This is a genomic window from Chryseobacterium sp. WG23 (assembly GCF_024586575.1).
Taxonomy (GTDB): Bacteria; Bacteroidota; Bacteroidia; order Flavobacteriales; family Weeksellaceae; genus Chryseobacterium.
On sequence record NZ_JALCZE010000010.1, the window covers coordinates 175,250 to 196,927 of the forward strand.

Sequence of the window (21,678 nt, forward strand, 5' to 3'; positions counted from 1 at the left end):
CATGTCTATTATTATTAAACCAGTTATCTCAGAAAAGGCTAATTACCTTACAGATTTAAGAGGTTCTTATTCTTTCTTAGTTAATCCTAAGGCGAATAAAATCCAGATTAAAAAAGCTGTAGAAGCGGCTTACGGTGTAAAAGTAGCAGACGTTAACACAATGATTTATGCTCCGAAGGTTTCTTCGAAATACACTAAAAAAGGTCTTCAAGTAGGAAAGACAAACAAATTGAAAAAAGCGGTAATCAAGCTTGTTGAAGGTGAGGTTATCGATATTTTTGCTGTAAATTAATTATTAATTATAAATAATAGTAATGTCTGTTAGAAAATTAAAACCTATCACCCCGGGACAGAGATTCAGAGTTGTAAACAATTTTGAGGAAATTACTACCAACAAACCAGAGAAGTCTCTAACCGTTGGTATTAAAAAGTCAGGTGGACGTAACCAAACAGGTAAAATGACCATGCGTTACACCGGAGGTGGACACAAAAAGAAATACAGAATTATTGACTTCAAAAGAAACAAAGCAAACGTTGAAGCAACTGTAAAATCTGTAGAATACGATCCAAACAGAACTGCATTTATCGCTTTATTAGAGTATGCTGACGGAGAGAAGAGATATATCATCGCTCCAAACGGTATCAAAGTAGATCAGAAAGTAGTGTCAGGAGAAAGCGTTGAACCAAACGTAGGTAACGCAATGAAATTGAGAAATATTCCATTGGGTACTGTAATTTCTTGTGTTGAAATGAAGCCTGGTCAAGGTGCTATTTTAGCAAGAAGTGCTGGTTCTTCAGCTCAATTAACTTCAAGAGACGGAAAATATGCCATCATTAAATTGCCTTCAGGAGAATCTAGAATGATCCTTACTGAATGTATGGCAATGATTGGTTCAGTTTCCAACTCTGATCACCAATTAACTGTATCAGGTAAGGCTGGTAGAAGCAGATGGTTAGGTAGAAGACCAAGAACTAGACCGGTAGTAATGAACCCTGTAGATCACCCAATGGGAGGTGGTGAAGGACGTTCTTCTGGAGGTCACCCAAGATCTAGAAACGGTATGCCGGCTAAAGGTTACAAAACTAGAAAGAAAAACAAAGTGTCTAACCGTTACATCGTATCTAAAAGAAAATAATTATGGCAAGATCACTTAAGAAAGGACCGTTCATTCATCATACTTTAGATAAGAAGGTTCAGGCAAATATAGAGTCTGGTAAGAAGACAGTTATCAAAACTTGGTCTAGAGCATCGATGATCTCTCCGGACTTCGTAGGACAAACTATCGCTGTACACAACGGGAAATCTTTTATCCCTGTATATGTTACAGAAAACATGGTAGGTCACAAGTTAGGCGAATTTTCTCCAACAAGATCTTTCAGAGGTCATGGTGGTAACAAAAACAAAGGAAGCAGATAATCATGGGATCAAGAAAACAAGATAGCGCAATCGCAAGAAAAGAAGCTAACAAAGACGTTGTAAAAGCTTCATTAAATGACTGCCCATCATCTCCAAGAAAAATGAGATTAGTTGCTGATATCATTAGAGGAGAGCAGGTAGATAAAGCTCTTTATATCCTAAAATATTCTAAAAAAGAAGCCTCTAACAAATTAGAGAAATTACTTCTTTCTGCTATGGCAAACTGGCAGACAAAAAACGAAGGTGCTGATATTGAAGAAGCAAACCTTATCGTTAAAGAAATCTTCGTGGATAGTGCAAGACAATTAAAGAGACTAAGACCAGCTCCACAAGGTAGAGGGTATAGAATCAGAAAAAGATCTAACCACGTTACATTAATCTTAGGTAATAAAGAAAATTAATCAAGGTATGGGACAGAAGACAAATCCAATTGGTAATAGATTAGGTATCATCAGAGGATGGGATTCTAACTGGTTTGGTGGTAAAGATTATGGAGACAGAATCGCTGAAGACTACAAAATCAGAAGATACCTTGAGGCTAGATTATCTAAAGGTGGTATTTCAAAAATTTATATTGAAAGAACATTAAAATTAGTAACAGTTACAATTACTACTGCTAGACCGGGACTTATCATCGGTAAAGGAGGTCAGGAAGTTGATAAATTGAAAGAAGAATTGAAGAAACTTACAGGTAAGGATATTCAAATCAACATCTTTGAAATCAAAAGACCTGAACTAGATGCAGTTTTAGTTGCTGATAGTATTTCTAAGCAAATTGAAAACAGAATCTCTTACAGAAGAGCTGTTAAAATGGCAATGGCTAGTACTATGAGAATGGGTGCTGAAGGTATCAAAGTTCAAATCTCTGGAAGATTGAACGGTGCTGAAATGGCAAGAAGCGAATCTTTCAAAGACGGAAGAATTCCTTTGTCTACTTTCAGAGCTGATATCGATTATCACTGGGCTGAAGCTCACACTACTTATGGTAGACTAGGTGTAAAAGTTTGGATTATGAAAGGTGAAGTTTATGGTAAAAGAGAACTTTCCCCATTAGTAGGACAACAGAAAAAAGGAGGTCAGTCAGGAGATAGAAACAGAGGAGGAGACAGAGACAACAGAAGACCTAGAAAAAATAATAACAATAATAACAATAATAATTAAAAATTTTAGATTAGACATTTTGAATTTTAAATTACCGTTACTTTTTTAAAATAAAAAAAATCTAAAATCTAAAATCTAAAATCTAAAATTTAGAAATTATGTTACAACCAAAAAGAACCAAATTCCGTAGAGTTCATAAAATGAAGATGAAGGGGATTGCTCAAAGAGGTAATCAACTTGCTTACGGAACTTTCGGGATTAAAGCTACGGAAGGAGCTTGGATCACAGCTAGACAAATTGAGGCTGCACGTATTGCTGCAACTAGATATATGAAGAGAGAAGGTCAGCTATGGATCAAAATCTTCCCAGATAAGCCAATTACTAAGAAACCAGCCGAAGTAAGGATGGGTAAAGGTAAGGGTGCTGTTGAATATTGGGTGGCTGTAGTAAAACCAGGTAAAATCATGTTCGAAGTAGGAGGTGTTCCTTACGAAGTAGCGAAAGAAGCTCTTAGACTTGCGGCACAGAAATTACCAGTAGTTACTAAATTCATCGTTGCTAACGATTTTGTTAAACCTCTATAATCTTTGAATACAATGAAAAATGCTGATATTAAAAATTTAAGCGCGGGTGATATTCAAGCTCAATTAACTGAAGCAAAAGCTCAATATTCTAAATTGAAATTGGCTCATGCAATCAGCCCAATTGAAAACCCGATTCAAATCAAAGATTTGAGAAGAACAATCGCAAGACTAAACACTGAGTTAACTAACAAACAATAATTTCATTTTACAATGGATAGAAATTTAAGAAAAGAAAGAATCGGAGTGGTTTCCAGTAATAAAATGGAAAAAACTATTGTTGTTAGTGAAACTACAAGAGTAAAGCACCCGATGTACGGTAAATTCGTTTTGAAAACGAAAAAATATACTGCACACGACGAGAACAACGAATGCACAGAAGGTGATACAGTTCTGATCCAGGAAACTAGACCTTTGAGCAAGAGCAAGAGATGGAGATTAGTAAGAATCATTGAAAAAGCTAAGTAATAATGTTACAAACAGAATCAAGATTAAAAGTTGCTGATAACACAGGTGCTAAAGAAGTATTGGTTATCAGAGTTCTGGGAGGAACCAGAAGAAGATATGCTTCAGTTGGTGATAAAATCGTTGTTACTATCAAGGATTCTACACCATCAGGAAACGCTAAGAAAGGTCAGGTATCTAAAGCTGTAGTAGTAAGAACTAAAAAAGCAGTTAGAAGAAAAGATGGTTCATACATCAAATTCGACGACAATGCTTGTGTATTGCTAAATGCAGCAGGAGAAATGAGAGGAACACGTGTTTTCGGACCAGTTGCTCGTGAGTTGAGAGATAAAGAATATATGAAAATCATTTCATTAGCTCCTGAAGTACTTTAATTTTTAAAATTTTTAAAAGAAAATGTCAAAGTTAAAAATAAAAAGAGGAGATAACGTAATCATTACTACTGGTAAGAAAGATATCAAAGGTAAAACTGGTGAAGTTATTGAAGTGATCAAGAAAGAAGGAAGAGACCCTAGAGTAATCGTTGCAGGACTTAATATCGTTAAAAAACACGTTAAGCCTTCAGCTTCTAATCCTCAAGGAGGAATTACTGAGAAGGAAGCTTCTATTCATATCTCTAACGTAGCTTTAGTTGGTAAAGACGGAAAAGCTATCAAAATCGGTTACAAAATCGAAGGAGATAAGAAAGTAAGAATTAACAAAAAAACGGGGGAAACTTTATAATTTGAATTAACACATGGAATTTATAGCAAGACCCAAAAAAGCATACAAAGAGCAAATTGTTCCTGCAATGATGGAAGAATTTGGGTACAAGTCAATCATGCAAGTACCTAGATTAGAGAAAATCGTTGTATCACAAGGTTTAGGAGATGCTACTGCAGATAAGAAAATCATTGATTATGCTGTAGAAGAATTGACAAACATCACAGGTCAGAAAGCAGTAGGTACGATCTCTAAGAAAGACGAAGCTGCATTCAAACTAAGAAAAGGAATGCCTGTAGGTGCTAGAGTAACTTTGAGAGCTCACAGAATGTATGAGTTCTTAGACAGACTTACTTCTTCTGCTTTACCACGTATCAGAGATTTCTCTGGTATCAAGGCAGATGGTTTCGATGGTAGAGGTAACTACAACTTAGGTATTACTGAGCAAATTATCTTCCCTGAAATCGTAATTGACAAAGTGAAAAAAATCCAAGGGATGGACATCACTTTCGTTACTACTGCGAAGACAGATAAAGAAGCTAAAGCATTATTAACTCACTTCGGTTTACCATTTAAAAAGAACTAAGAAATGGCTAAAGAATCAATGAAAGCGCGTGAGCGCAAAAGAGAAGCACTTGTTGCTAAATACGCTGACAAAAGAAAAGCTTTAAAAGAAGCAGGTGATTACGAAGGACTTCAAAAGTTGCCTAAAAATGCTTCTCCTGTAAGATTACACAACAGATGTAAACTAACAGGTAGACCAAGAGGATACATGAGAACGTTTGGTATTTCCAGAGTAACTTTCAGAGAAATGGCAAACAACGGTCTTATCCCAGGTGTAAGAAAAGCCAGTTGGTAATAATTACTAATTAAAATCGGGACAATTAAGTTGTCTAGATACTAAAGAATATAAATATCAGACTGAAGTTTTCTGAAGTCTGATATTTTCCTCTTCAAGTCTTTTCAATACTGATTGTCTTTAACCAATAATTTATAAAAGAAAAATGGTAACAGATCCAATTTCAGATTTCCTAACAAGAGTAAGGAACGCACAAAGCGCAGGCCACAAAGTGGTGGAAATTCCTGCATCGAAAATCAAAAAGGAGATTACTAAGATCCTATTTGATCAAGGGTATATCTTAAACTACAAGTTTGAAGATAACGCTGTTCAAGGAGTGATCAAAATCGCTTTAAAGTATGATAAGCAAACTAGCAAACCTGCTATTAAGTCTATTCAAAGAGCTTCTAGACCAGGTTTGAGACAGTACAAAGGTTCTACTGAACTTCCAAGAGTACTAAACGGTTTGGGTATTTCTATCATCTCTACTTCTAAAGGAGTAATGACTGACAAGAAAGCTAGAGAAGAGAAAGTAGGCGGTGAAGTAATCTGCTATGTTTATTAATTTTTAATCAGAGGAAAATGTCAAGAATTGGTAAAGCAATTATAACAATTCCAGCTGGAGTTACAGTCACTGAAAATAACGGTGTAGTAACTGTAAAAGGAGCAAAAGGAGAACTTTCTCAAGAGCTTACAGCAGGAATTACTTTAGAACAAAAAGATGGTGAGCTTAACGTAAACAGACCATCTGATTCTAAGCAACACAAAGCGCTTCACGGTTTATACAGAGCGTTGATCGCCAACATGATCGTTGGGGTATCAGAAGGTTTCGAAAAGAAACTAGAACTAGTAGGGGTAGGATACAGAGCTTCTCACTCAGGTCAAAAACTTGAGTTAGCTTTAGGATTCTCTCACGGTATCGTATTAGAACTTCCAGGTGAAGTAAAAGTTGATACATTGACTGAAAAAGGTAAAAACCCAATTATTACTTTAGCGTCTCACGACAAGCAACTTCTAGGAATGGTTACTGCAAAGATCCGTTCTTTCAGAAAGCCTGAGCCATACAAAGGAAAAGGTGTAAGATTCGTAGGAGAAATTGTTAGACGTAAAGCTGGTAAATCTGCTTAATAAATTATAAGTATTATGGCATTAAGTAAATTAGAAAAAAGAATAAGAATCAAAAGAAGAGTAAGAGGGAAAATCTCTGGATCTTCTGAATTGCCAAGATTATCTGTATACAAAAGTAATAAGGAAATTTACGCTCAGTTAATCGACGATAAAAATGGTAAAACTTTAGCATCAGCTTCTTCTAGAGAAAAAGGTGTAGACGCTAAAGGTACTAAGACTGAAATTTCTGCTGCTGTAGGTAAAGCTATCGCTGCTAAAGCGGTTGCTGCAGGAATCGAAAGTATTGTATTTGACAGAAACGGTTTCGTATACCATGGAAGAGTGAAAGCTCTAGCTGATGGTGCGAGAGAAGGAGGACTTAAATTCTAATCATTAAATTTCGGAAAATATGTTAGGACTAGATAATATAGAAAGAGTAAAACCGGGAGGATTAGAATTAAAAGATCGTCTCGTAGCTGTTAACAGAGTAACAAAAGTAACTAAAGGAGGTAGAGCTTTCGGATTTTCTGCTATTGTTGTAGTAGGGAACGAAGAAGGTGTTATCGGTTTTGGTTTAGGAAAATCTAAAGAGGTTGCTTCTGCAATTGCTAAGGCAGTGGAAGATGCTAAGAAAAACCTTGTGAAAGTTCCTGTAATGAACCACACTATTCCTCACCAAACTACTGCTAGATACGGTGGAGCAGATATCTTCTTAAGACCTGCTTCTCACGGTACAGGACTTATCGCCGGTGGTGCGGTAAGAGCGGTATTGGAATCTGCAGGTATTCACGATATCCTTTCAAAGTCTAAAGGATCTTCTAACCCTCACAACGTAGTGAAAGCTACTTTTAAAGCGTTATTAGATATCAGAAGACCTGAAGAGATCGCTAGAATGAGAGGAGTTTCTCTAAGTAAAGTGTTTAACGGTTAATATTAGAACAATGGCAACAATTAAAGTAAAGCAAGTAAGAAGCGCTATTGGTAGAACAAAAACCCAAAAGAGAACGCTTGAAGCATTAGGATTAAAGAAACTTCACCAAGTTGTAGAACATGAAGCTACTCCTTCTATCTTAGGAATGATAGCTGCAGTTAGTCATTTACTTGAAGTTCAAAAATAATTTTTAAAAAAGAAATTAAAATGAATTTAAATAACATAAAACCTGCTGCAGGATCTACTTTCAATTCAAAAAGAATTGGTAGAGGTCAAGGTAGTGGAAAAGGAGGTACTGCTACAAAAGGACATAAAGGACAGAAAGCAAGAGCTGGTTATTCTCAGAAGATCGGTTTTGAAGGAGGTCAGATGCCTTTACAAAGAAGATTACCTAAATTCGGATTCAAAAACGTAAATAGAAAAGAGTTTAGAGGAGTTAACCTTGATACTATCCAGACTTTAATCGAGAACAAATCCATCACTGGAGATATCACGAAAGAAGTTTTAGTAGAAAATGGTGTAGTTTCTAAAAACGAATTAGTGAAAATTATGGGTAGAGGAGAATTGAAATCTGCGGTTTCAATCTCTGCTGACAAGTTCACTAAATCTGCTGAAGAGCTTATTGCTAAAGCAGGTGGAAAAGCAATTACCTTATAATACTTACTAATGAAAGAATTTATACAAACACTTAAAAATATTTGGAGCCTAAAGGAATTAAGAGATAAGATTATCTTCACTTTAGGTATTATCCTTGTGTATAGATTCGCATCTTATATTTCACTTCCTGCAATTAACCTTGCAGAGGTGGGAGATCTCTTAGAGCATTATAAAAATCAAGGCGGTAACAAGCAAGGAGCAGGTCTCCTTGGCTTGCTTTCGTCGTTTACGGGGGGAGCTTTCAGCCACGCTTCCGTAATGGCGTTGGGAATCATGCCTTATATTTCTGCTTCTATTATTGTTCAGTTGATGGGGATGGCTATTCCTTATCTTCAGAAGCTTCAGAAAGATGGAGAGTCAGGTAGAAATACATTGAACCAAATTACAAGATGGTTAACAATCGGAGTTTGTCTGGTACAGGCACCTTCTTACTTAACTTCTATTACTCAATTATTCTTACCCTATGCTCAATTCCAGTCTGCATATTTTGTAGAGCCAAATTCTATCATGTTCTGGCTGCCAAGTATTGTAATCTTGGTGGGTGGTTCAGTATTCGCAATGTGGTTAGGTGAAAAAATTACCGACAAAGGAATCGGAAATGGTATTTCCATCCTTATTATGGTAGGGATTCTTTCAAGATTACCTGAAGCATTCGTACAGGAGATGGCCGTGCAGAACGGAAAAGGAGGAATGGGATCTATCATGATCCTTATTGAAGTATTATTCTGGATGGTGGTGGTTCTTTTAGCAGTTATACTATCTGTAGCTGTTAGAAAAATACCAATTCAGTATGTAAGCAGAGCTCAAGCAAGAGGAGGTGTAAACAGAAATCTTATGCAGGGAGCAAGACAATGGATTCCATTGAAGGTAAATGCTGCTGGTGTAATGCCGATTATCTTTGCCCAAGCATTGATGTTCGTACCAGGACTATTAACAAAATTCGATGAGTCTAACACTTTTCTTGCAGGTTTCAAGAATGTTTTTAGCTGGCAGTACAATGTATTGTTTGCGCTATTAATTATTATCTTCTCGTTTTTCTACACTGCAATTACAATTCCGGTGAACCAGATGGCTGATGATTTGAAGAGAAATGGAGGTTTAGTACCGAAAGTAAGACCCGGTAAAGAGACAGCTGATTATTTAGATGATATTTTATCAAAAATTACCTTGCCAGGTGCAATTTTTTTATCTATCTTTGCAGTCCTTCCAGCAATTGTGCATGGAAGCTTTGTTCAGACAGATGCGTTTGCCTTATTTTTCGGGGGAACGTCATTATTGATTATGGTGGGAGTAATTTTAGATACTGTTCAACAGATTAATACATATCTGCTGAACCATCACTATGATGGTTTAATGCAGTCTAAACTGTCTAGAACGACTGGATATTAATTTATGGCAAAACAAAAACATATTGAACAAGACGGCGTTATAACGGAAGCACTTTCGAACGCTCAGTTCCGTGTAGAACTTGAGAATGGGCATATACTTATTGCTCATATTTCCGGTAAAATGCGAATGCATTATATTAAACTTTTACCTGGTGATAAGGTAAAACTAGAAATGTCTCCCTATGATTTAACGAAAGGGAGAATTACATTTAGATATTAAACAAAATAGCCAAATGGAAGAAACATTCCATTTGGCATTTGTTAAAAAATAAATACTATCAAAATGAAAGTAAGAGCATCAATTAAAAAAAGAAGCGCTGATTGCAAAATTGTACGCAGAAAAGGTGTCCTATTTGTAATCAACAAGAAGAACCCAAAATTTAAACAAAGACAAGGCTAACATTAAATTATGGCGAGAATTGCAGGTATTGATTTACCAAAAAACAAAAGAGGTGTTATCGGTTTAACTTACATCTATGGAGTAGGAAGAAGTACTTCTTCTGAAATCCTTAAAGCTGCCGGTATCAGCGAAGACAAGAAAGTCAACGAATGGAATGACGATGAATTGGCTGCAATCAGAACATATATCTCTGACAACGTAAAAGTAGAAGGAGAATTAAGATCTGAAGTGCAATTGAACATCAAGAGATTGATGGACATAGGATGCCAACGAGGAATACGTCACAGACTAGGATTACCTTTAAGAGGCCAGAGAACGAAAAACAACTCTAGAACCCGTAAAGGAAAGAGAAAAACAGTTGCTAACAAGAAAAAGGCAAGTAAATAATCGTTAGGAATTATGGCAAAACAAAGTAAAGTAGTTAAAAAAAGAAAAGTAAAAGTTGAAGCTATTGGTGAAGCACATATTCAAGCTTCTTTCAATAACATCATCATTTCTTTAACAAATAAAAGTGGAGAGGTTATCTCTTGGGCGTCTGCCGGTAAAATGGGATTCAGAGGTTCTAAAAAGAACACTCCTTTTGCTGCTCAAATGGCAGCTGAAAATTGCTCTAATGTTGCTCACGAAGCTGGATTAAGAAGAGTAAAGGTGTATGTGAAAGGTCCTGGTGCAGGTAGAGAATCTGCTATCAGAACAATCCACAATTCAGGTATTGAAGTTAGCGAAATCGTTGATGTGACGCCAATGCCACACAATGGATGTAGACCACCTAAAAGAAGAAGAGTTTAATTTTTAGAATTTACCCATTATGGCAAGATATATTGGACCTAAAACTAAGATTGCTAGAAAGTTTGGAGCTGCAATCTACGGAGATGATAAAAACTTCGAAAAGAGAAAAAACCAACCACCAGGACAGCATGGTCCTAACAAAAGAAGAGGTGCTAAAAAATCAGAATATGCAATTCAGTTAGCTGAAAAACAAAAAGCTAAATATACTTACGGTATTTTAGAAAGACAGTTTGCTAACCTATTTGAAAAAGCACACAGAAACAAAGGAGTAACAGGTGAAGTTCTTTTACAACTTTGCGAATCAAGATTGGATAACGTAGTATACAGATTAGGTTTTGCTAAAACTAGATCTGGTGCTAGACAACTAGTTTCTCACAGACACATCACTGTGAATGGAGAAATTCTTAACATCCCTTCGTATTTGGTAAAAGCTGGTGATGTAATCGCTGTAAGAGAGAAATCTAAATCTCTTGATGTGGTAACAAATGCATTAGCTTCTAAAGCAAATTATGAGTGGTTACAATTCAACGATGAGAAGAAAGAAGGTACCTTCATTTCTGCTCCTGAAAGAATCCAGATTCCGGAAGACATCAAGGAGAACCTTATCGTCGAACTTTACTCTAAATAATTTTTTAATCAAATTTTTGCTCAACCCAATAATATGGCAATTTTACAATTCATAAAACCCGATAAAGTAATTTTACTTAACTCTGATGAATTTAAAGGTCAATTTGAATTCAGACCTTTAGAACCAGGTTTCGGGCTTACAATAGGTAATGCTTTGAGAAGAGTGTTACTTTCTTCTCTGGAAGGATACGCTATTTCATCTATCAAAATAGAAGGTGTAGAGCACGAATTTTCAACTATTCCAGGAGTAATCGAAGATGTTACCGAAATTATTCTTAACCTTAAGCAGGTAAGATTAAAAGCTACAGCAGAAGGCCAGGCTAATGAGCAGGTTGTTGCTAAAGTTTCAGGTCAAACGGTTATTACTGCTGGTGATTTAGGAAAGTCTATCAACGGATTTGAGGTGCTGAACCCGGATCTAATGATCTGCAACCTAAATAGTGATGTAACTTTCGAAATTACTTTCAACATTGAAAAAGGTAGAGGGTATGTTCCTTCAGAACAAAATAAGTCAAACAATGCACCTATTGGTACTATTGCTATTGACTCTATTTTCACGCCAATCAAGAAAGTTCAATACAGCATTGAAAATTATCGTGTAGAGCAAAAAACAGACTACGAAAAACTTGTACTAGATATAGAAACTGATGGTTCCATCAGTCCTCAAAATGCTTTAACAGAAGCTTCTAAGATATTAATTTATCACTTCATGTTATTCTCTGATGAGAGAATCACTCTTGAAACTGAAGCTGTAAAAGCATCTATCCAGTACGATGAAGAAACTCTTCATACAAGGCAGCTACTTAAGTCTAAATTAGCAGATATGGATCTTTCTGTAAGAGCCCTTAACTGTCTGAAAGCAGCTGAAGTAGAAACTCTTGGAGAACTTGTTTCTTACAGTAAGTCTGATTTGATGAAATTCAGAAATTTTGGTAAAAAATCTTTGACAGAACTAGAAGAATTAGTGCATTCAAAAGGTCTTAACTTCGGTTTCGACGTTGCAAAATATAAGTTAGACGCTGATAAATAATTAATAATGAGACACGGTAAAAAATTCAATCACTTAGGAAGAACAGCTTCTCACAGAAGTGCTTTACTTTCTAATATGGCTTGTTCTCTAATTGAGCATAAAAGAATCAACACTACTGTAGCTAAAGCTAAGGCTTTAAGAGTATATGTTGAGCCTCTATTAACAAAAGCAAAAGAAGATACTACACATAACAGAAGAGTAGTATTCTCTTACCTTCAAAATAAATTTGCGGTTGCTGAATTATTCAGAACTGTAGCTCCTAAAATCGCTGAAAGAAACGGTGGTTATACAAGAATCATTAAGACAGGTTTCAGACCAGGTGATGCTGCTGATATGGCTCTTATCGAATTGGTAGATTTCAACGAGCTTTACAACCCTAATGCTGAAGAGAAAAAAGCTACGAGAAGAAGCAGAAGAGCTACTACATCTAAAAAAGTTGAAGCAGTAGTTGCTGATGCTCCAGTAGTAGAAGAAAAAGTAGAAGAAGCAAAAGCTGATACTACTGAAGAAAAAACTGAAGAATAATATTCATTCAGATATAAATAGAAAACCATCCGGACTCCGGATGGTTTTTTTGTTATATCAAATTTATATATGCTGAAACCCGAAACCTGTATTACAATTTAGATCTTCGTTCTTTTCAGTTCAATAATATTATTGCCCTGTTCAAGGTGGATGCTGTCTCCTTTTACCCTGGCTGTCATATCATCTTTTTTATAGATGGTTTCACCGTCTTTGGTTTCCGTTTTAGGCAAAGTGAAAGTTTTCTTGTTGCTGGTGATAGCCACCGTATTTTCCTTAGGGTCGTTTTTGAAAACTACTTTTACCAATGTCCCGTCTGTTGCCTTATAAACAAAATCGGTTTTTTCAGTTTTTTGACCGTTCACCTCTATTGTTGATGAACTTTGTGTTACTGAATCCACTTTTCCGTTGGTATCCGTTACTAAGGTTTCTGAACTGTCTGCCTTGATAACGCTTTTGTTTCCGCTTTCACTTTTCTTGCAGCCTATTGCTGTTAATGTAAGTACTGCACCCAGTACCAAAATGCTTTTTTTCATGATTATTTTTTTGATATTCAAATTGATTTTTTTGTAATTTAATTTTACAAAAATCATGCCCTATACTATGAAGAATTTCAACAAATATATATGTATTATTCTGTTCATTCTCTCCACAAATTTAGCATTTTCTCAGAAAGGAAATTTCGAAATTAAAGAGGGTCATTTTTTATTGAATGGAAAGCCATTCACCATCTATTCCGGAGAAATGCATTACCCGAGAGTTCCATCACAATATTGGAAACATCGCCTCCAAATGATGAAAGCAATGGGGTTGAATACGGTTACCACATATGTCTTTTGGAATTACCATGAAGAAGCTCCCGGCAAATGGAATTTTTTCGGTGAGAAAGATTTACAGAAGTTCATTAAAACAGCAAAAGAAGTAGGATTGTATGTTATTATTCGTCCCGGCCCTTATGTTTGTGCAGAATGGGAGTTTGGTGGGTATCCCTGGTGGCTGCAAAAGAATAAAGATCTTGAAATAAGAACAGATAATAAAGCCTTTTTAGGTGAATGTGAAAAATACATCAATCAGCTGGCTAAACAAATTGTTCCCCTGCAGATTAATAACGGAGGCCCCGTAATTATGGTTCAGGCAGAAAATGAATTTGGATCCTATGTTGCGCAAAGAAAAGATATTCCTTTAGACCAACATCGTAAATACAGCCACAAAATAAAAGATATGCTTTTGAAGGCTGGGATTTCCACACCCTTATTTACTTCAGATGGAAGTTCCGTTTTCAAAGGAGGATCTATTATCGGAGCTTTACCTACTGCAAATGGTGAAAGTGATATTGATGTTTTAAAGAAAAGTATCAATGAGTACAATAACGGGAAAGGGCCTTATATGGTTGCGGAATATTATCCGGGATGGTTGGATCATTGGGCAGAACCATTTGTAAAAGTTTCCACGGAAGAGGTGCTGAAACAGACAGAGCTGTATATAAAAAATGGAATTTCCTTTAATTACTATATGATTCATGGAGGGACAAATTTTGGTTTTACAAGTGGAGCTAATTATGATAAAGACCACGATATTCAGCCTGATCTTACAAGTTATGATTATGATGCACCTATCAATGAAGCAGGCTGGGCTACTCCGAAATATAATGCGTTGAGAGAAGCTTTTCAGAAAATCAATCCTGATCATCTTCCGGAAGTTCCCAAACCCATGAAAGTAATTACAATTCCTGAAATTAAGTTTTCAAAGCTCAATAGCCTGTTTGATATAACTGACCAGCAGAAGCCTGTTGTTAATAATCAGCCACTCACTTTTGAAGACTTAAATACCGGACATGGGTACGTTTTGTACAGAAGGAAATTCGACAAAGATCAGAAAGGCATATTGGAGATAAAAGGATTGAGGGATTATGCCAATGTCTACATAAATGGCATTTGGAAAGGAGAGCTTAACAGGGTTAACAAAAAATACGATCTTGATCTTGAAATAAAAGCCGGAAGCAGGCTGGAGATTTTGGTGGAAAATATGGGTCGGATTAATTATGGAGCTGATATTGTTCACAATACAAAAGGCATTATCAGCCCGGTAAAAATGGGAGGCATTGAAGTTTCCGGAAATTGGGAAATGCTTCCTTTACCTTTTGATACATTTCCAAATCTTTCTGACAAAGTAAAAAATATAGCTTCTCATTCCCCCGTGATTCAGGAAGCTGAGTTTATGCTTAACGAAACGGGAGATACTTTTCTTGATATGCGGAAACTGGGTAAAGGAATCGTTTTCATCAACGGAAAAAATATAGGACGCTATTGGAGTAAATTGGGCCCTCAGCAAACATTATACATTCCCGGAGTCTGGTTGAAAAAAGGCAGCAATAAGATTCAGATATTCGAACAAATTTTTGAAAATAACAATTCGATAAGCAGTATTGATCATCCGATTCTGGAACAGCTTGTGAAATAACTGATGATTTTTCGGCTATAAAATTATTATTAATTCAACGTTAAGTTTATTTAATTGAAATTATTATTAAATAATTTATTTTTTAAAGCGAAAAATTAGTTAAATTTAATAAAACTAAAGACTGAACCATAAATGTAAACTCTGATTTTAAAATTACCCAAAGGGGTAATTGATTCGGCTTTGTTTTCTATTGAAATTTGTTTCAAACAAAAAGGACATGAGTATTTCTATAGCCATAGTAGAAGACGAGAAGAACTACAACAATGCGTTGAAGAAGGTAATCAATTATCAACAGGACATGAAAGTAATTGCTCAGTTCTTTGATGGCAATGATGCCCTGAATAATCTCGCCAGTATTTCTCCGGATGTTGTGATGATGGATATTCAGTTACAGGATATGCTGGGAATTGAAATCATACTCAAGTTACGTAAAGACATGCCCAATACTCAATTTATCATGTGTACAAGCTTTGATGATGACGAAAAAATATTCAATTCTTTAAAAGTAGGGGCTATGGGATATCTTGTAAAAGGAGAAAGCATGGATAAAATTCTTTCTTCTATCCGGGATGTACATAACGGAGGTGCCCCTATGAGTTTTTCTATTGCCCGCAAAGTTCTGCATCATTTTGAAAAAGAATCTCCTGAGGTTAAAGGCTTTGATGAGCTTACCGAGCGCGAAAAAGAAATCCTGGAACTCCTCTCACAAGGGCTTCTGTACAAAGAAATTGCCGATAAAAAATTCATCAGCATGGATACGGTAAAAAAACATGTTGGAAATATCTACAGAAAACTTCACGTCAATAATAAAGTGGAGGCCATCAATAAACTCAACCAAACTAAAAACTAAGAAACCATGAAAACTATTAAATTTTTTTTCAGTGCACTATTCTTTTTGCTACTGATAAGCTGTGACGGAAATAAAAAATTTCTAGAAGAGTTACAGCAATTAACCAAAAATAAACCCCAATATGATCCAGTACCAAGGGATGTTGCAAATCGTATGCAGAGTGAATTCAAAAGTAAAACATATAATGAGCTTGTGAAAATGAATTTGTTAAAGAGTGATGAATTTATTTTAGGTAAAAAAGAATGGGAGGAAATAAATCATTTCCTTCAAGGGAACAACAAAATATCAGTAATTCGTTTTTATTTCATCCAGTTCAATCAGGGTAAGTTTGGAACAAAATATACCGCTCTACAAAACTATGATGGAAAACTTTATATTCTGCTAGGTTATTTTAATGGTAATAATGAATTGATAGGAGATAAGTACTATGGAATGATGTCTCTAAGCTCAGGTGCGGTTGAAGTTAGTCCTGAAGATTTTCAAGTAATGCATGAGGATTATAAAAAGAATATCAAACCTTATATTAATCAATTCTGTGTCACAAAAAATAATACAGAGTATTTAAAAATTGATGCTATAGACTTTGCAAAGCAGCAAGGAGGTATTGAAGCTCATGATAGATATATTTCTGTAAAATTTAAACAATTGAAATTTAAATTGGCTGAAGTAGTAGATCCAGGTAATATTGAAATAGTAAAGAATAAGGCCTATTATATAACGAAATATAGAAATGATATTGGCCAGCTAACTACTCTTACTGATGCGGAAGACATGGCAGGAAAGCCAATTCAGGGATTAAATGATTATGATATGAACTCTCTTTGTCCTCAGCAATGTCCTTAAATAAAATTTATGAAATTGTTGTTTTGATCTGTTTCCTATATTCAGTTTATCTGTGGATAGGTAAGCATAAATCAAAACAGCAATTTTATTTTTTCCTATATCTGCTTCTTATAATGATGGTAGACATCATTCCTGTTAACTTACCTTTTCTGGTAATATGCAACAGGAATATATTGTTTTGGGGATACATTCTCCTTTCGGTCTCCTATTTTGGAACAATTTATTATAAAAGTATTCCCAATAATATTTTCAAAATTACAACGGCTTGTTTTTGTAGTATACTTATTCTTTTTAATGTTTACACATTCCAGATATCGGATGTAGGGAAATTAAATTTTATTTCAATTATAAGCCTTCCAGTTCTGTTTATTTTTCTTTCAATAGCCTGGCTTATGTATAAGCTTAAGAATGTTGATGAAAAAAGTATTACGAAGCATTTCCTATTTTGGATAAGTTCTGGCCTACTGATCTGGTCTGTATTTTTTATTTTCAGGGCAATACCTATGTATTTTTTGCAGGAAAATGATTCCCAACTTTTAAGTTTTTTGATAACAGCTTTTTCGATTGTTAATATCATGGTATATCTTTTATTTTTAATAGGATTAATACTCACACAAAATGAAAGAACTTCCCGCAGAAATTAAAGCAACTTATATCCTTGCTGTTTTCATTATGATGTTCTTTGTAGGCTTCATTATTTTTGTTGTGTTAATGTATAACAGAAAACAGCTTTTATACCTCAAGGAGAAACAACTCAAAGAGGTCGAGCATCAAAACCAGCTTCTCCAAAAAGAACTTGAAAAACAAAAATCAATAGAGCAGGAACGGGAACGTATTTCCCATGATATGCATGATGATCTTGGAGCTGGTATTTCAGCCCTTAAGCTTCAGGCTGAATTCCTAAAACAGAAAGTAGAAAAAGATGACGTGCAGGATGATATCAATGAATTGTTGAAAACGTCTGAAGAAATGAATATCTCCATGCGGGAAATGCTTTGGAGCCTGAATTCAGAAAATGATACGTTGGGTAGCTTTATAGACTATGCAATTCAATATGCTGATCATTTTCTGAAAAAGACCCAAATAAAACTATGGTCAGAAAGCATAGATATTGTATCAGAAATTCCCATCTCTACAGAACTGAGACGGAATCTTTTTTTATGTTTGAAAGAAGCGGTTAATAATGGGTATAAGCATAGCCGCGCAGATGAACTGAAACTTTCATTTTCCCAGGAAAAAAATGTCTTTACTATGAAAATATCAGATAACGGGATTGGAATCTCCGAAGGGCAGCGGGAAGGAAATGGCTTTCGGAATATGAGAAGAAGGATGAATGAACAGGACGGAGAATTTGAAAGCTCCTCCGGAAGTTTGGGAACCTTCTTACTCTTTAAGGTAACATTGTAAATAATTATAAGCTTTTGTGAACAGCATCATTTTAAATGGTGCTGTTTTCTTTTTATAATCACCCTTTTGGGTAATTGACAGGCGTGTTTTTTAGGCGGAAATTTGAGATATAAAACAAATAGCCATGAAAATTTCTTTTACAAGACCGTTAACCCATTCTCCCAATAAACAATAATTTAAAAACTAAGATCATGAAAAAATTAACCATTCAAGGAACATGCACAGGTGTAAATAATATGGCAATAATTGATGTATTCAGTTCTAATGCCACCAATAAACCCTATGATGTAAGAAAAGTATTCTACAAAAATTTCATTTTTGAGCTTGATGACCTGGAGCCAGGGACTTCATACATTGTGGATATTACAGGATTTACGTTTGGAACATTTGAAGTAAGCATCACAGGCGAAATTACAAAACCTGTTCAGGCTTCATTCCCAAATACAGATTTTTCACCAGGATATATCATAAAAACAAAGAAATGAAAACAATAGGTAACATCATAGTATTTGTGTTTTTATGTTTCAGCTGTTGTATAAAAGCACAAAAGAAAGAGATAGAAATATTATCAAAAGATAAAGCTGAAATCAATAAAGCTATTAATCTTTACAAAACAGATAATACAAAAGAAATCCTGACAACATTTCTTAGAACGGCATTGAACAACATTACAAGTGAAGAGAAATCATTCAGTATTAATACAACATTGTATGCCATTGATTCCTTATTCCATCTTTCAAAAGATGAACCCAGTGATTTTATTAAGCAAACCTCATTTGATTTTAAGCTCAAAGCCAACGAACAAAATTCAGTATCGAGTATTTATTTTGGATTTACAACTGCAATTGTTAATAATAAAGATTTAAAAACAAAAAAATTGGATTCCAAAGATTTTGCAGCCCTTGAAAAGAATGTGTTTATACAGGCTGATATTAAAAAATCACTGTATGCTTTACTCCTAAAAAAAGAAGAAATAAGTAATCAGAAAATTGATTCGGTAAAAGCACAGATCAATACGATATTGCAATCATTACATAAGAGCTCAAAATATGAGGATACATGCTTTGCCCAGACAAAAATCAGCAAAGGATTACGGGCTTTATTTTCAAAGGTGAATTTAAGCCATGAAGAAAGCCAATCGAAACAAGTAGAATTTGATGATGTATTGGAAGGGTTAGAAGATAAGGAAATAAGCAAAGTACAGACAGATATAGATGGGGAACTGGAAGCACTAAAAGACTATATCAATACTAAAGAACTGGAATCTTTAAACAAAAAATGGGACGATGCTAAAGAAAAAAGCGATTTTATGGCGCTTACAAATGATATTAACCAAATTAATTTTGATGGTGATGTTTTTAGAGAAGTCACAAAAGATGAAGATTATAAGAGAATTATAAAAAGCTACCGGGAAGGAAAAGACCCTCTTAAAATGCTGCATAAAGAAGTTGCTGAAACCTATTCAAGAAGAATGCTCTGGACCGTTTCTCCGGCTATGGAGTACGACAGAGAAAATAAACAGGGAATTTATAATATGGCAACAAAAATGACGGTAGGGATTTCTAATAAACTTCAAAGAAAACCTTGGGAAATAGAAGCCAATGCCACATTTAAAGTTTCTAAAGATACACTGAACCAAGCCACAAATTATGATAATCAGGTAGGTTTAATCAATTTTGGGGTGAATAAAGTGTTACTTGAGAATAAAGATAACGAACCCAAGATGGAATTTAAGTTCTTCACTCAGTTAGAACACCAGTTTGGAAAAGCTTACAATTCTCCAAAAAGTATTTTCAGTCTCAATTCTACTTTAAGAATAAACCTGTTCAAAGCTGTTTGGCTACCGATAACAGTGAAATATGATCCGGATAACGGAAATCTTTTTGGCTTTTTTTCCATAGCAGCGAACCTGTCTGACTGATAGTTGTTAGTGTCTTTTAAGTCTATTCTGAAAAAATGGAAAATTAGAAAAAGTGTAAGTATGATAAAACCTTTTTTGAAACAAATCAAAGAAGGTTTTTGTCTTGTATTAAATGGGACGGGGAATAAAATTAGGAAATGGTTGTTCCGTTTTTGAATTCTTACTTATCATAATATTGAAATTAACTAAAATTTAACTCAGAATAATTTTAAAATAACACCTCGAAATACCCCTAAAAGTTAAATTTTGATTAAATTTGTATAAACTAAAAAAAATAAAAAATGAGTGCAATTTCTTACATAGAAGCAAGACAAATTTTAGATTCCAGAGGTAATCCTACCATTGAAGTAGATGTATTTACAGAAAGCGGAGCAATGGGACGAGCAGCTGTACCTTCGGGAGCATCTACAGGAGAACATGAAGCAGTAGAGCTGCGTGACGGCGGTTCAGAGTATTTAGGAAAAGGAGTTCTGAAAGCTGTTGAAAATGTAAAAGAAGTAATTGCAGAAAATTTAGTTGGACAGCCGGTTTTTGAACAGAACTATATCGATCAGATCATGATTGATCTTGATGGAACTCCAAACAAAGGAAACCTAGGAGCTAACGCCATTTTAGGAGTTTCCTTAGCCGTAGCAAAAGCTGCTGCTGCAGAATTGGGAATGCCTTTATACAAATATGTAGGAGGAGTAAATGCAAACACACTTCCTGTTCCTATGATGAACGTAATCAATGGTGGATCTCACTCAGATGCTCCTATTGCATTCCAGGAATTTATGGTGATGCCGGTAAAAGCTGATTCTTTCTCTCATGCATTGAGAAAAGGAACTGAAATTTTCCACAACCTTAAATCTATTCTTCATTCAAGAGGTTTATCTACGGCAGTAGGTGATGAAGGTGGTTTCGCACCTACTTTCAAAGGAACTGAAGATGCTTTGGATACTTTACTTCAGGCTATTGAAAAGGCTGGATATAAGCCTGGTGATGATGTAATGTTAGCATTAGACTGTGCTGCTTCAGAATTTTACAAAGATGGAGTATACGATTACAGAAAATTCCAAACTCCGGATGCTGCTCAGTTCTCAAGCAGTGAGCAGGTTTCTTACTTAGCAGAATTGGCCGCTAAATATCCTATTATTTCTATCGAAGATGGTATGCAGGAAAATGACTGGGAAGGATGGAAAATGTTAACAGATAAAATCGGTGACAGAGTACAATTGGTAGGTGATGATCTATTCGTAACAAACGTAGAAAGACTCTCAAGAGGAGTAAAAGAAGGAATTGCAAACTCAATTCTTGTAAAAGTAAACCAGATTGGATCTCTTTCCGAAACAATGGCTGCAGTACAAATGGCTCAGAATAACAAATTCACTTCAGTAATGTCTCACAGATCAGGAGAAACAGAAGATGCTACTATCGCTGATCTAGCGGTAGCTATGAACTGTGGACAGATCAAAACGGGGTCTGCTTCAAGATCAGACAGAATGGCAAAATATAACCAGCTGTTGAGAATAGAAGAGGCTTTAGGTGAAACAGCAATTTTCCCGGGATTAGAGGCTTTTAAAATTAAAAGATAATTGAATTTATAAATAACGGCAAGCGATAATTTTTGTTTGCCGTATTTTATGGAAAGTGGTATATTTAA

The 21,678-nt window shown here is 35.2% G+C and carries 35 protein-coding genes; 33 read left to right on the forward strand and 2 right to left on the reverse strand.

Going from position 1 to position 21,678, the window contains the following annotated elements; all coding sequences use genetic code 11:
* Position 1: 1 nt before the first annotated feature.
* The 26 genes from rplW (at position 2) to rplQ (ending at position 12,558) form a co-directional block, all read left to right on the forward strand.
* Complete coding sequence (gene rplW, locus MP477_RS16375; RefSeq protein ID WP_047491415.1) at positions 2–292, forward strand: 50S ribosomal protein L23; 291 nt, start codon at positions 2–4, stop codon at positions 290–292.
* Positions 293–314: 22 nt separating this feature from the next.
* Positions 315–1,136, forward strand: a complete 822-nt coding sequence (rplB, locus tag MP477_RS16380) for a 50S ribosomal protein L2 (protein ID WP_230034085.1) — start codon at positions 315–317, stop codon at positions 1,134–1,136.
* A gap of 2 nt (positions 1,137–1,138) precedes the next feature.
* Complete coding sequence (gene rpsS, locus MP477_RS16385) at positions 1,139–1,417, forward strand: 30S ribosomal protein S19 (RefSeq protein WP_002983209.1); 279 nt, start codon at positions 1,139–1,141, stop codon at positions 1,415–1,417.
* A 2-nt stretch (positions 1,418–1,419) separates the two neighbouring features.
* The gene (gene rplV, locus MP477_RS16390) at positions 1,420–1,818 is read left to right on the forward strand and encodes a 50S ribosomal protein L22 (protein WP_047491422.1); all 399 of its coding nucleotides are present in this window, start codon (positions 1,420–1,422) and stop codon (positions 1,816–1,818) included.
* Between the two features lie 7 nt (positions 1,819–1,825).
* Positions 1,826–2,578, forward strand: a complete 753-nt coding sequence (gene rpsC / locus MP477_RS16395) for a 30S ribosomal protein S3 (RefSeq protein WP_230034087.1) — start codon at positions 1,826–1,828, stop codon at positions 2,576–2,578.
* A 98-nt stretch (positions 2,579–2,676) separates the two neighbouring features.
* The gene (gene rplP / locus MP477_RS16400) at positions 2,677–3,102 is read left to right on the forward strand and encodes a 50S ribosomal protein L16 (RefSeq protein WP_047491432.1); all 426 of its coding nucleotides are present in this window, start codon (positions 2,677–2,679) and stop codon (positions 3,100–3,102) included.
* A 12-nt stretch (positions 3,103–3,114) separates the two neighbouring features.
* On the forward strand, positions 3,115–3,300 hold the full coding sequence (gene rpmC / locus MP477_RS16405; protein WP_027371716.1) for a 50S ribosomal protein L29: 186 nt from the start codon (positions 3,115–3,117) through the stop codon (positions 3,298–3,300).
* Between the two features lie 12 nt (positions 3,301–3,312).
* On the forward strand, positions 3,313–3,567 hold the full coding sequence (gene rpsQ / locus MP477_RS16410; protein WP_027371715.1) for a 30S ribosomal protein S17: 255 nt from the start codon (positions 3,313–3,315) through the stop codon (positions 3,565–3,567).
* Positions 3,568–3,569: 2 nt separating this feature from the next.
* Positions 3,570–3,938, forward strand: coding sequence for a 50S ribosomal protein L14 (gene rplN / locus MP477_RS16415; protein WP_002983226.1), 369 nt, complete (start codon positions 3,570–3,572; stop codon positions 3,936–3,938).
* A 22-nt stretch (positions 3,939–3,960) separates the two neighbouring features.
* A complete protein-coding gene (gene rplX, locus MP477_RS16420) occupies positions 3,961–4,287 on the forward strand; it encodes a 50S ribosomal protein L24 (RefSeq protein ID WP_047427597.1) in 327 nt (108 codons plus the stop codon).
* Positions 4,288–4,300: 13 nt separating this feature from the next.
* A complete protein-coding gene (rplE, locus tag MP477_RS16425) occupies positions 4,301–4,852 on the forward strand; it encodes a 50S ribosomal protein L5 (protein WP_047491435.1) in 552 nt (183 codons plus the stop codon).
* A 3-nt stretch (positions 4,853–4,855) separates the two neighbouring features.
* On the forward strand, positions 4,856–5,125 hold the full coding sequence (gene rpsN, locus MP477_RS16430) for a 30S ribosomal protein S14 (RefSeq protein WP_047376574.1): 270 nt from the start codon (positions 4,856–4,858) through the stop codon (positions 5,123–5,125).
* A 145-nt stretch (positions 5,126–5,270) separates the two neighbouring features.
* The gene (gene rpsH, locus MP477_RS16435) at positions 5,271–5,669 is read left to right on the forward strand and encodes a 30S ribosomal protein S8 (protein WP_076353268.1); all 399 of its coding nucleotides are present in this window, start codon (positions 5,271–5,273) and stop codon (positions 5,667–5,669) included.
* Positions 5,670–5,686: 17 nt separating this feature from the next.
* On the forward strand, positions 5,687–6,232 hold the full coding sequence (gene rplF, locus MP477_RS16440) for a 50S ribosomal protein L6 (protein ID WP_230034089.1): 546 nt from the start codon (positions 5,687–5,689) through the stop codon (positions 6,230–6,232).
* Positions 6,233–6,247: 15 nt separating this feature from the next.
* On the forward strand, positions 6,248–6,601 hold the full coding sequence (rplR, locus tag MP477_RS16445) for a 50S ribosomal protein L18 (protein ID WP_047491441.1): 354 nt from the start codon (positions 6,248–6,250) through the stop codon (positions 6,599–6,601).
* A 19-nt stretch (positions 6,602–6,620) separates the two neighbouring features.
* Positions 6,621–7,142: a 30S ribosomal protein S5 gene (rpsE, locus tag MP477_RS16450; RefSeq protein WP_042721505.1), complete on the forward strand. Its 522-nt coding sequence runs from the start codon at positions 6,621–6,623 to the stop codon at positions 7,140–7,142.
* A gap of 10 nt (positions 7,143–7,152) precedes the next feature.
* On the forward strand, positions 7,153–7,329 hold the full coding sequence (gene rpmD / locus MP477_RS16455) for a 50S ribosomal protein L30 (RefSeq protein WP_029297759.1): 177 nt from the start codon (positions 7,153–7,155) through the stop codon (positions 7,327–7,329).
* A 20-nt stretch (positions 7,330–7,349) separates the two neighbouring features.
* Positions 7,350–7,799, forward strand: coding sequence for a 50S ribosomal protein L15 (gene rplO, locus MP477_RS16460; RefSeq protein WP_230034091.1), 450 nt, complete (start codon positions 7,350–7,352; stop codon positions 7,797–7,799).
* Positions 7,800–7,808: 9 nt separating this feature from the next.
* Positions 7,809–9,188, forward strand: a complete 1,380-nt coding sequence (gene secY / locus MP477_RS16465) for a preprotein translocase subunit SecY (protein WP_230034093.1) — start codon at positions 7,809–7,811, stop codon at positions 9,186–9,188.
* Positions 9,189–9,191: 3 nt separating this feature from the next.
* Positions 9,192–9,407 (forward strand): translation initiation factor IF-1, encoded by a 216-nt coding sequence (gene infA, locus MP477_RS16470; RefSeq protein ID WP_034684855.1) that lies wholly within the window; start codon positions 9,192–9,194, stop codon positions 9,405–9,407.
* A 63-nt stretch (positions 9,408–9,470) separates the two neighbouring features.
* A complete protein-coding gene (gene rpmJ, locus MP477_RS16475) occupies positions 9,471–9,587 on the forward strand; it encodes a 50S ribosomal protein L36 (protein WP_007839480.1) in 117 nt (38 codons plus the stop codon).
* Between the two features lie 9 nt (positions 9,588–9,596).
* Positions 9,597–9,974 (forward strand): 30S ribosomal protein S13, encoded by a 378-nt coding sequence (rpsM, locus tag MP477_RS16480; protein WP_047491452.1) that lies wholly within the window; start codon positions 9,597–9,599, stop codon positions 9,972–9,974.
* 12 nt (positions 9,975–9,986) lie between these two features.
* Entirely contained in the window at positions 9,987–10,376 is a 390-nt protein-coding gene (gene rpsK, locus MP477_RS16485) for a 30S ribosomal protein S11 (protein WP_047491454.1), read from the forward strand.
* A gap of 19 nt (positions 10,377–10,395) precedes the next feature.
* A complete protein-coding gene (gene rpsD / locus MP477_RS16490) occupies positions 10,396–11,004 on the forward strand; it encodes a 30S ribosomal protein S4 (protein ID WP_230034101.1) in 609 nt (202 codons plus the stop codon).
* Positions 11,005–11,037: 33 nt separating this feature from the next.
* Positions 11,038–12,033, forward strand: coding sequence for a DNA-directed RNA polymerase subunit alpha (locus MP477_RS16495; protein ID WP_047491458.1), 996 nt, complete (start codon positions 11,038–11,040; stop codon positions 12,031–12,033).
* A gap of 6 nt (positions 12,034–12,039) precedes the next feature.
* Positions 12,040–12,558, forward strand: a complete 519-nt coding sequence (gene rplQ, locus MP477_RS16500; RefSeq protein ID WP_047491461.1) for a 50S ribosomal protein L17 — start codon at positions 12,040–12,042, stop codon at positions 12,556–12,558.
* 98 nt (positions 12,559–12,656) lie between these two features.
* Here rplQ and MP477_RS16505 read toward each other — a convergent pair whose 3' ends face one another.
* Entirely contained in the window at positions 12,657–13,091 is a 435-nt protein-coding gene (locus tag MP477_RS16505; protein ID WP_257191228.1) for a hypothetical protein, read from the reverse strand.
* Between the two features lie 67 nt (positions 13,092–13,158).
* On the opposite strand from MP477_RS16505, the gene MP477_RS16510 reads away from it, so the two are divergent.
* The 3 genes from MP477_RS16510 (at position 13,159) to MP477_RS16520 (ending at position 16,708) form a co-directional block, all read left to right on the forward strand.
* Positions 13,159–15,015 (forward strand): beta-galactosidase, encoded by a 1,857-nt coding sequence (locus MP477_RS16510; protein ID WP_257191229.1) that lies wholly within the window; start codon positions 13,159–13,161, stop codon positions 15,013–15,015.
* Positions 15,016–15,232: 217 nt separating this feature from the next.
* A complete protein-coding gene (locus tag MP477_RS16515; protein WP_257191230.1) occupies positions 15,233–15,865 on the forward strand; it encodes a response regulator transcription factor in 633 nt (210 codons plus the stop codon).
* Between the two features lie 6 nt (positions 15,866–15,871).
* The gene (locus tag MP477_RS16520) at positions 15,872–16,708 is read left to right on the forward strand and encodes a hypothetical protein (protein WP_084086579.1); all 837 of its coding nucleotides are present in this window, start codon (positions 15,872–15,874) and stop codon (positions 16,706–16,708) included.
* Positions 16,709–17,006: 298 nt separating this feature from the next.
* Here the strand turns inward: MP477_RS16520 and MP477_RS16525 are convergent, their stop codons facing one another.
* Positions 17,007–17,285, reverse strand: coding sequence for a hypothetical protein (locus tag MP477_RS16525; protein ID WP_143330523.1), 279 nt, complete (start codon positions 17,283–17,285; stop codon positions 17,007–17,009).
* Positions 17,286–17,326: 41 nt separating this feature from the next.
* Here MP477_RS16525 and MP477_RS16530 point away from each other — a divergent pair, with 41 nt between their 5' ends.
* From MP477_RS16530 to eno, 4 genes are all read left to right on the forward strand, one after another.
* Complete coding sequence (locus MP477_RS16530) at positions 17,327–18,115, forward strand: sensor histidine kinase (RefSeq protein WP_257191231.1); 789 nt, start codon at positions 17,327–17,329, stop codon at positions 18,113–18,115.
* A 191-nt stretch (positions 18,116–18,306) separates the two neighbouring features.
* A complete protein-coding gene (locus MP477_RS16535) occupies positions 18,307–18,600 on the forward strand; it encodes a hypothetical protein (protein ID WP_257191232.1) in 294 nt (97 codons plus the stop codon).
* A complete protein-coding gene (locus tag MP477_RS16540) occupies positions 18,597–20,036 on the forward strand; it encodes a hypothetical protein (RefSeq protein WP_257191233.1) in 1,440 nt (479 codons plus the stop codon). Before MP477_RS16535 ends, MP477_RS16540 begins: the two co-directional genes overlap by 4 nt.
* A 281-nt stretch (positions 20,037–20,317) precedes the next feature.
* Positions 20,318–21,610, forward strand: coding sequence for a phosphopyruvate hydratase (gene eno / locus MP477_RS16545; protein WP_047491487.1), 1,293 nt, complete (start codon positions 20,318–20,320; stop codon positions 21,608–21,610).
* Positions 21,611–21,678 lie beyond the last annotated feature (68 nt).

What these genes read in the sequence shown, in the direction of transcription:
- rplW (WP_047491415.1), top strand. Translation starts at nt 2, where the DNA reads ATGTCTATTATTATTAAACCAGTTATCTCAGAAAAGGCTAATTACCTT.
- rplB (WP_230034085.1), top strand. Translation starts at nt 315, where the DNA reads ATGTCTGTTAGAAAATTAAAACCTATCACCCCGGGACAGAGATTCAGA.
- rpsS (WP_002983209.1), top strand. Translation starts at nt 1,139, where the DNA reads ATGGCAAGATCACTTAAGAAAGGACCGTTCATTCATCATACTTTAGAT.
- rplV (WP_047491422.1), top strand. Translation starts at nt 1,420, where the DNA reads ATGGGATCAAGAAAACAAGATAGCGCAATCGCAAGAAAAGAAGCTAAC.
- rpsC (WP_230034087.1), top strand. Translation starts at nt 1,826, where the DNA reads ATGGGACAGAAGACAAATCCAATTGGTAATAGATTAGGTATCATCAGA.
- rplP (WP_047491432.1), top strand. Translation starts at nt 2,677, where the DNA reads ATGTTACAACCAAAAAGAACCAAATTCCGTAGAGTTCATAAAATGAAG.
- rpmC (WP_027371716.1), top strand. Translation starts at nt 3,115, where the DNA reads ATGAAAAATGCTGATATTAAAAATTTAAGCGCGGGTGATATTCAAGCT.
- rpsQ (WP_027371715.1), top strand. Translation starts at nt 3,313, where the DNA reads ATGGATAGAAATTTAAGAAAAGAAAGAATCGGAGTGGTTTCCAGTAAT.
- rplN (WP_002983226.1), top strand. Translation starts at nt 3,570, where the DNA reads ATGTTACAAACAGAATCAAGATTAAAAGTTGCTGATAACACAGGTGCT.
- rplX (WP_047427597.1), top strand. Translation starts at nt 3,961, where the DNA reads ATGTCAAAGTTAAAAATAAAAAGAGGAGATAACGTAATCATTACTACT.
- rplE (WP_047491435.1), top strand. Translation starts at nt 4,301, where the DNA reads ATGGAATTTATAGCAAGACCCAAAAAAGCATACAAAGAGCAAATTGTT.
- rpsN (WP_047376574.1), top strand. Translation starts at nt 4,856, where the DNA reads ATGGCTAAAGAATCAATGAAAGCGCGTGAGCGCAAAAGAGAAGCACTT.
- rpsH (WP_076353268.1), top strand. Translation starts at nt 5,271, where the DNA reads ATGGTAACAGATCCAATTTCAGATTTCCTAACAAGAGTAAGGAACGCA.
- rplF (WP_230034089.1), top strand. Translation starts at nt 5,687, where the DNA reads ATGTCAAGAATTGGTAAAGCAATTATAACAATTCCAGCTGGAGTTACA.
- rplR (WP_047491441.1), top strand. Translation starts at nt 6,248, where the DNA reads ATGGCATTAAGTAAATTAGAAAAAAGAATAAGAATCAAAAGAAGAGTA.
- rpsE (WP_042721505.1), top strand. Translation starts at nt 6,621, where the DNA reads ATGTTAGGACTAGATAATATAGAAAGAGTAAAACCGGGAGGATTAGAA.
- rpmD (WP_029297759.1), top strand. Translation starts at nt 7,153, where the DNA reads ATGGCAACAATTAAAGTAAAGCAAGTAAGAAGCGCTATTGGTAGAACA.
- rplO (WP_230034091.1), top strand. Translation starts at nt 7,350, where the DNA reads ATGAATTTAAATAACATAAAACCTGCTGCAGGATCTACTTTCAATTCA.
- secY (WP_230034093.1), top strand. Translation starts at nt 7,809, where the DNA reads ATGAAAGAATTTATACAAACACTTAAAAATATTTGGAGCCTAAAGGAA.
- infA (WP_034684855.1), top strand. Translation starts at nt 9,192, where the DNA reads ATGGCAAAACAAAAACATATTGAACAAGACGGCGTTATAACGGAAGCA.
- rpmJ (WP_007839480.1), top strand. Translation starts at nt 9,471, where the DNA reads ATGAAAGTAAGAGCATCAATTAAAAAAAGAAGCGCTGATTGCAAAATT.
- rpsM (WP_047491452.1), top strand. Translation starts at nt 9,597, where the DNA reads ATGGCGAGAATTGCAGGTATTGATTTACCAAAAAACAAAAGAGGTGTT.
- rpsK (WP_047491454.1), top strand. Translation starts at nt 9,987, where the DNA reads ATGGCAAAACAAAGTAAAGTAGTTAAAAAAAGAAAAGTAAAAGTTGAA.
- rpsD (WP_230034101.1), top strand. Translation starts at nt 10,396, where the DNA reads ATGGCAAGATATATTGGACCTAAAACTAAGATTGCTAGAAAGTTTGGA.
- MP477_RS16495 (WP_047491458.1), top strand. Translation starts at nt 11,038, where the DNA reads ATGGCAATTTTACAATTCATAAAACCCGATAAAGTAATTTTACTTAAC.
- rplQ (WP_047491461.1), top strand. Translation starts at nt 12,040, where the DNA reads ATGAGACACGGTAAAAAATTCAATCACTTAGGAAGAACAGCTTCTCAC.
- MP477_RS16505 (WP_257191228.1), bottom strand. Translation starts at nt 13,091, where the DNA reads ATGAAAAAAAGCATTTTGGTACTGGGTGCAGTACTTACATTAACAGCA.
- MP477_RS16510 (WP_257191229.1), top strand. Translation starts at nt 13,159, where the DNA reads ATGAAGAATTTCAACAAATATATATGTATTATTCTGTTCATTCTCTCC.
- MP477_RS16515 (WP_257191230.1), top strand. Translation starts at nt 15,233, where the DNA reads ATGAGTATTTCTATAGCCATAGTAGAAGACGAGAAGAACTACAACAAT.
- MP477_RS16520 (WP_084086579.1), top strand. Translation starts at nt 15,872, where the DNA reads ATGAAAACTATTAAATTTTTTTTCAGTGCACTATTCTTTTTGCTACTG.
- MP477_RS16525 (WP_143330523.1), bottom strand. Translation starts at nt 17,285, where the DNA reads ATGATATTAACAATCGAAAAAGCTGTTATCAAAAAACTTAAAAGTTGG.
- MP477_RS16530 (WP_257191231.1), top strand. Translation starts at nt 17,327, where the DNA reads ATGAAAGAACTTCCCGCAGAAATTAAAGCAACTTATATCCTTGCTGTT.
- MP477_RS16535 (WP_257191232.1), top strand. Translation starts at nt 18,307, where the DNA reads ATGAAAAAATTAACCATTCAAGGAACATGCACAGGTGTAAATAATATG.
- MP477_RS16540 (WP_257191233.1), top strand. Translation starts at nt 18,597, where the DNA reads ATGAAAACAATAGGTAACATCATAGTATTTGTGTTTTTATGTTTCAGC.
- eno (WP_047491487.1), top strand. Translation starts at nt 20,318, where the DNA reads ATGAGTGCAATTTCTTACATAGAAGCAAGACAAATTTTAGATTCCAGA.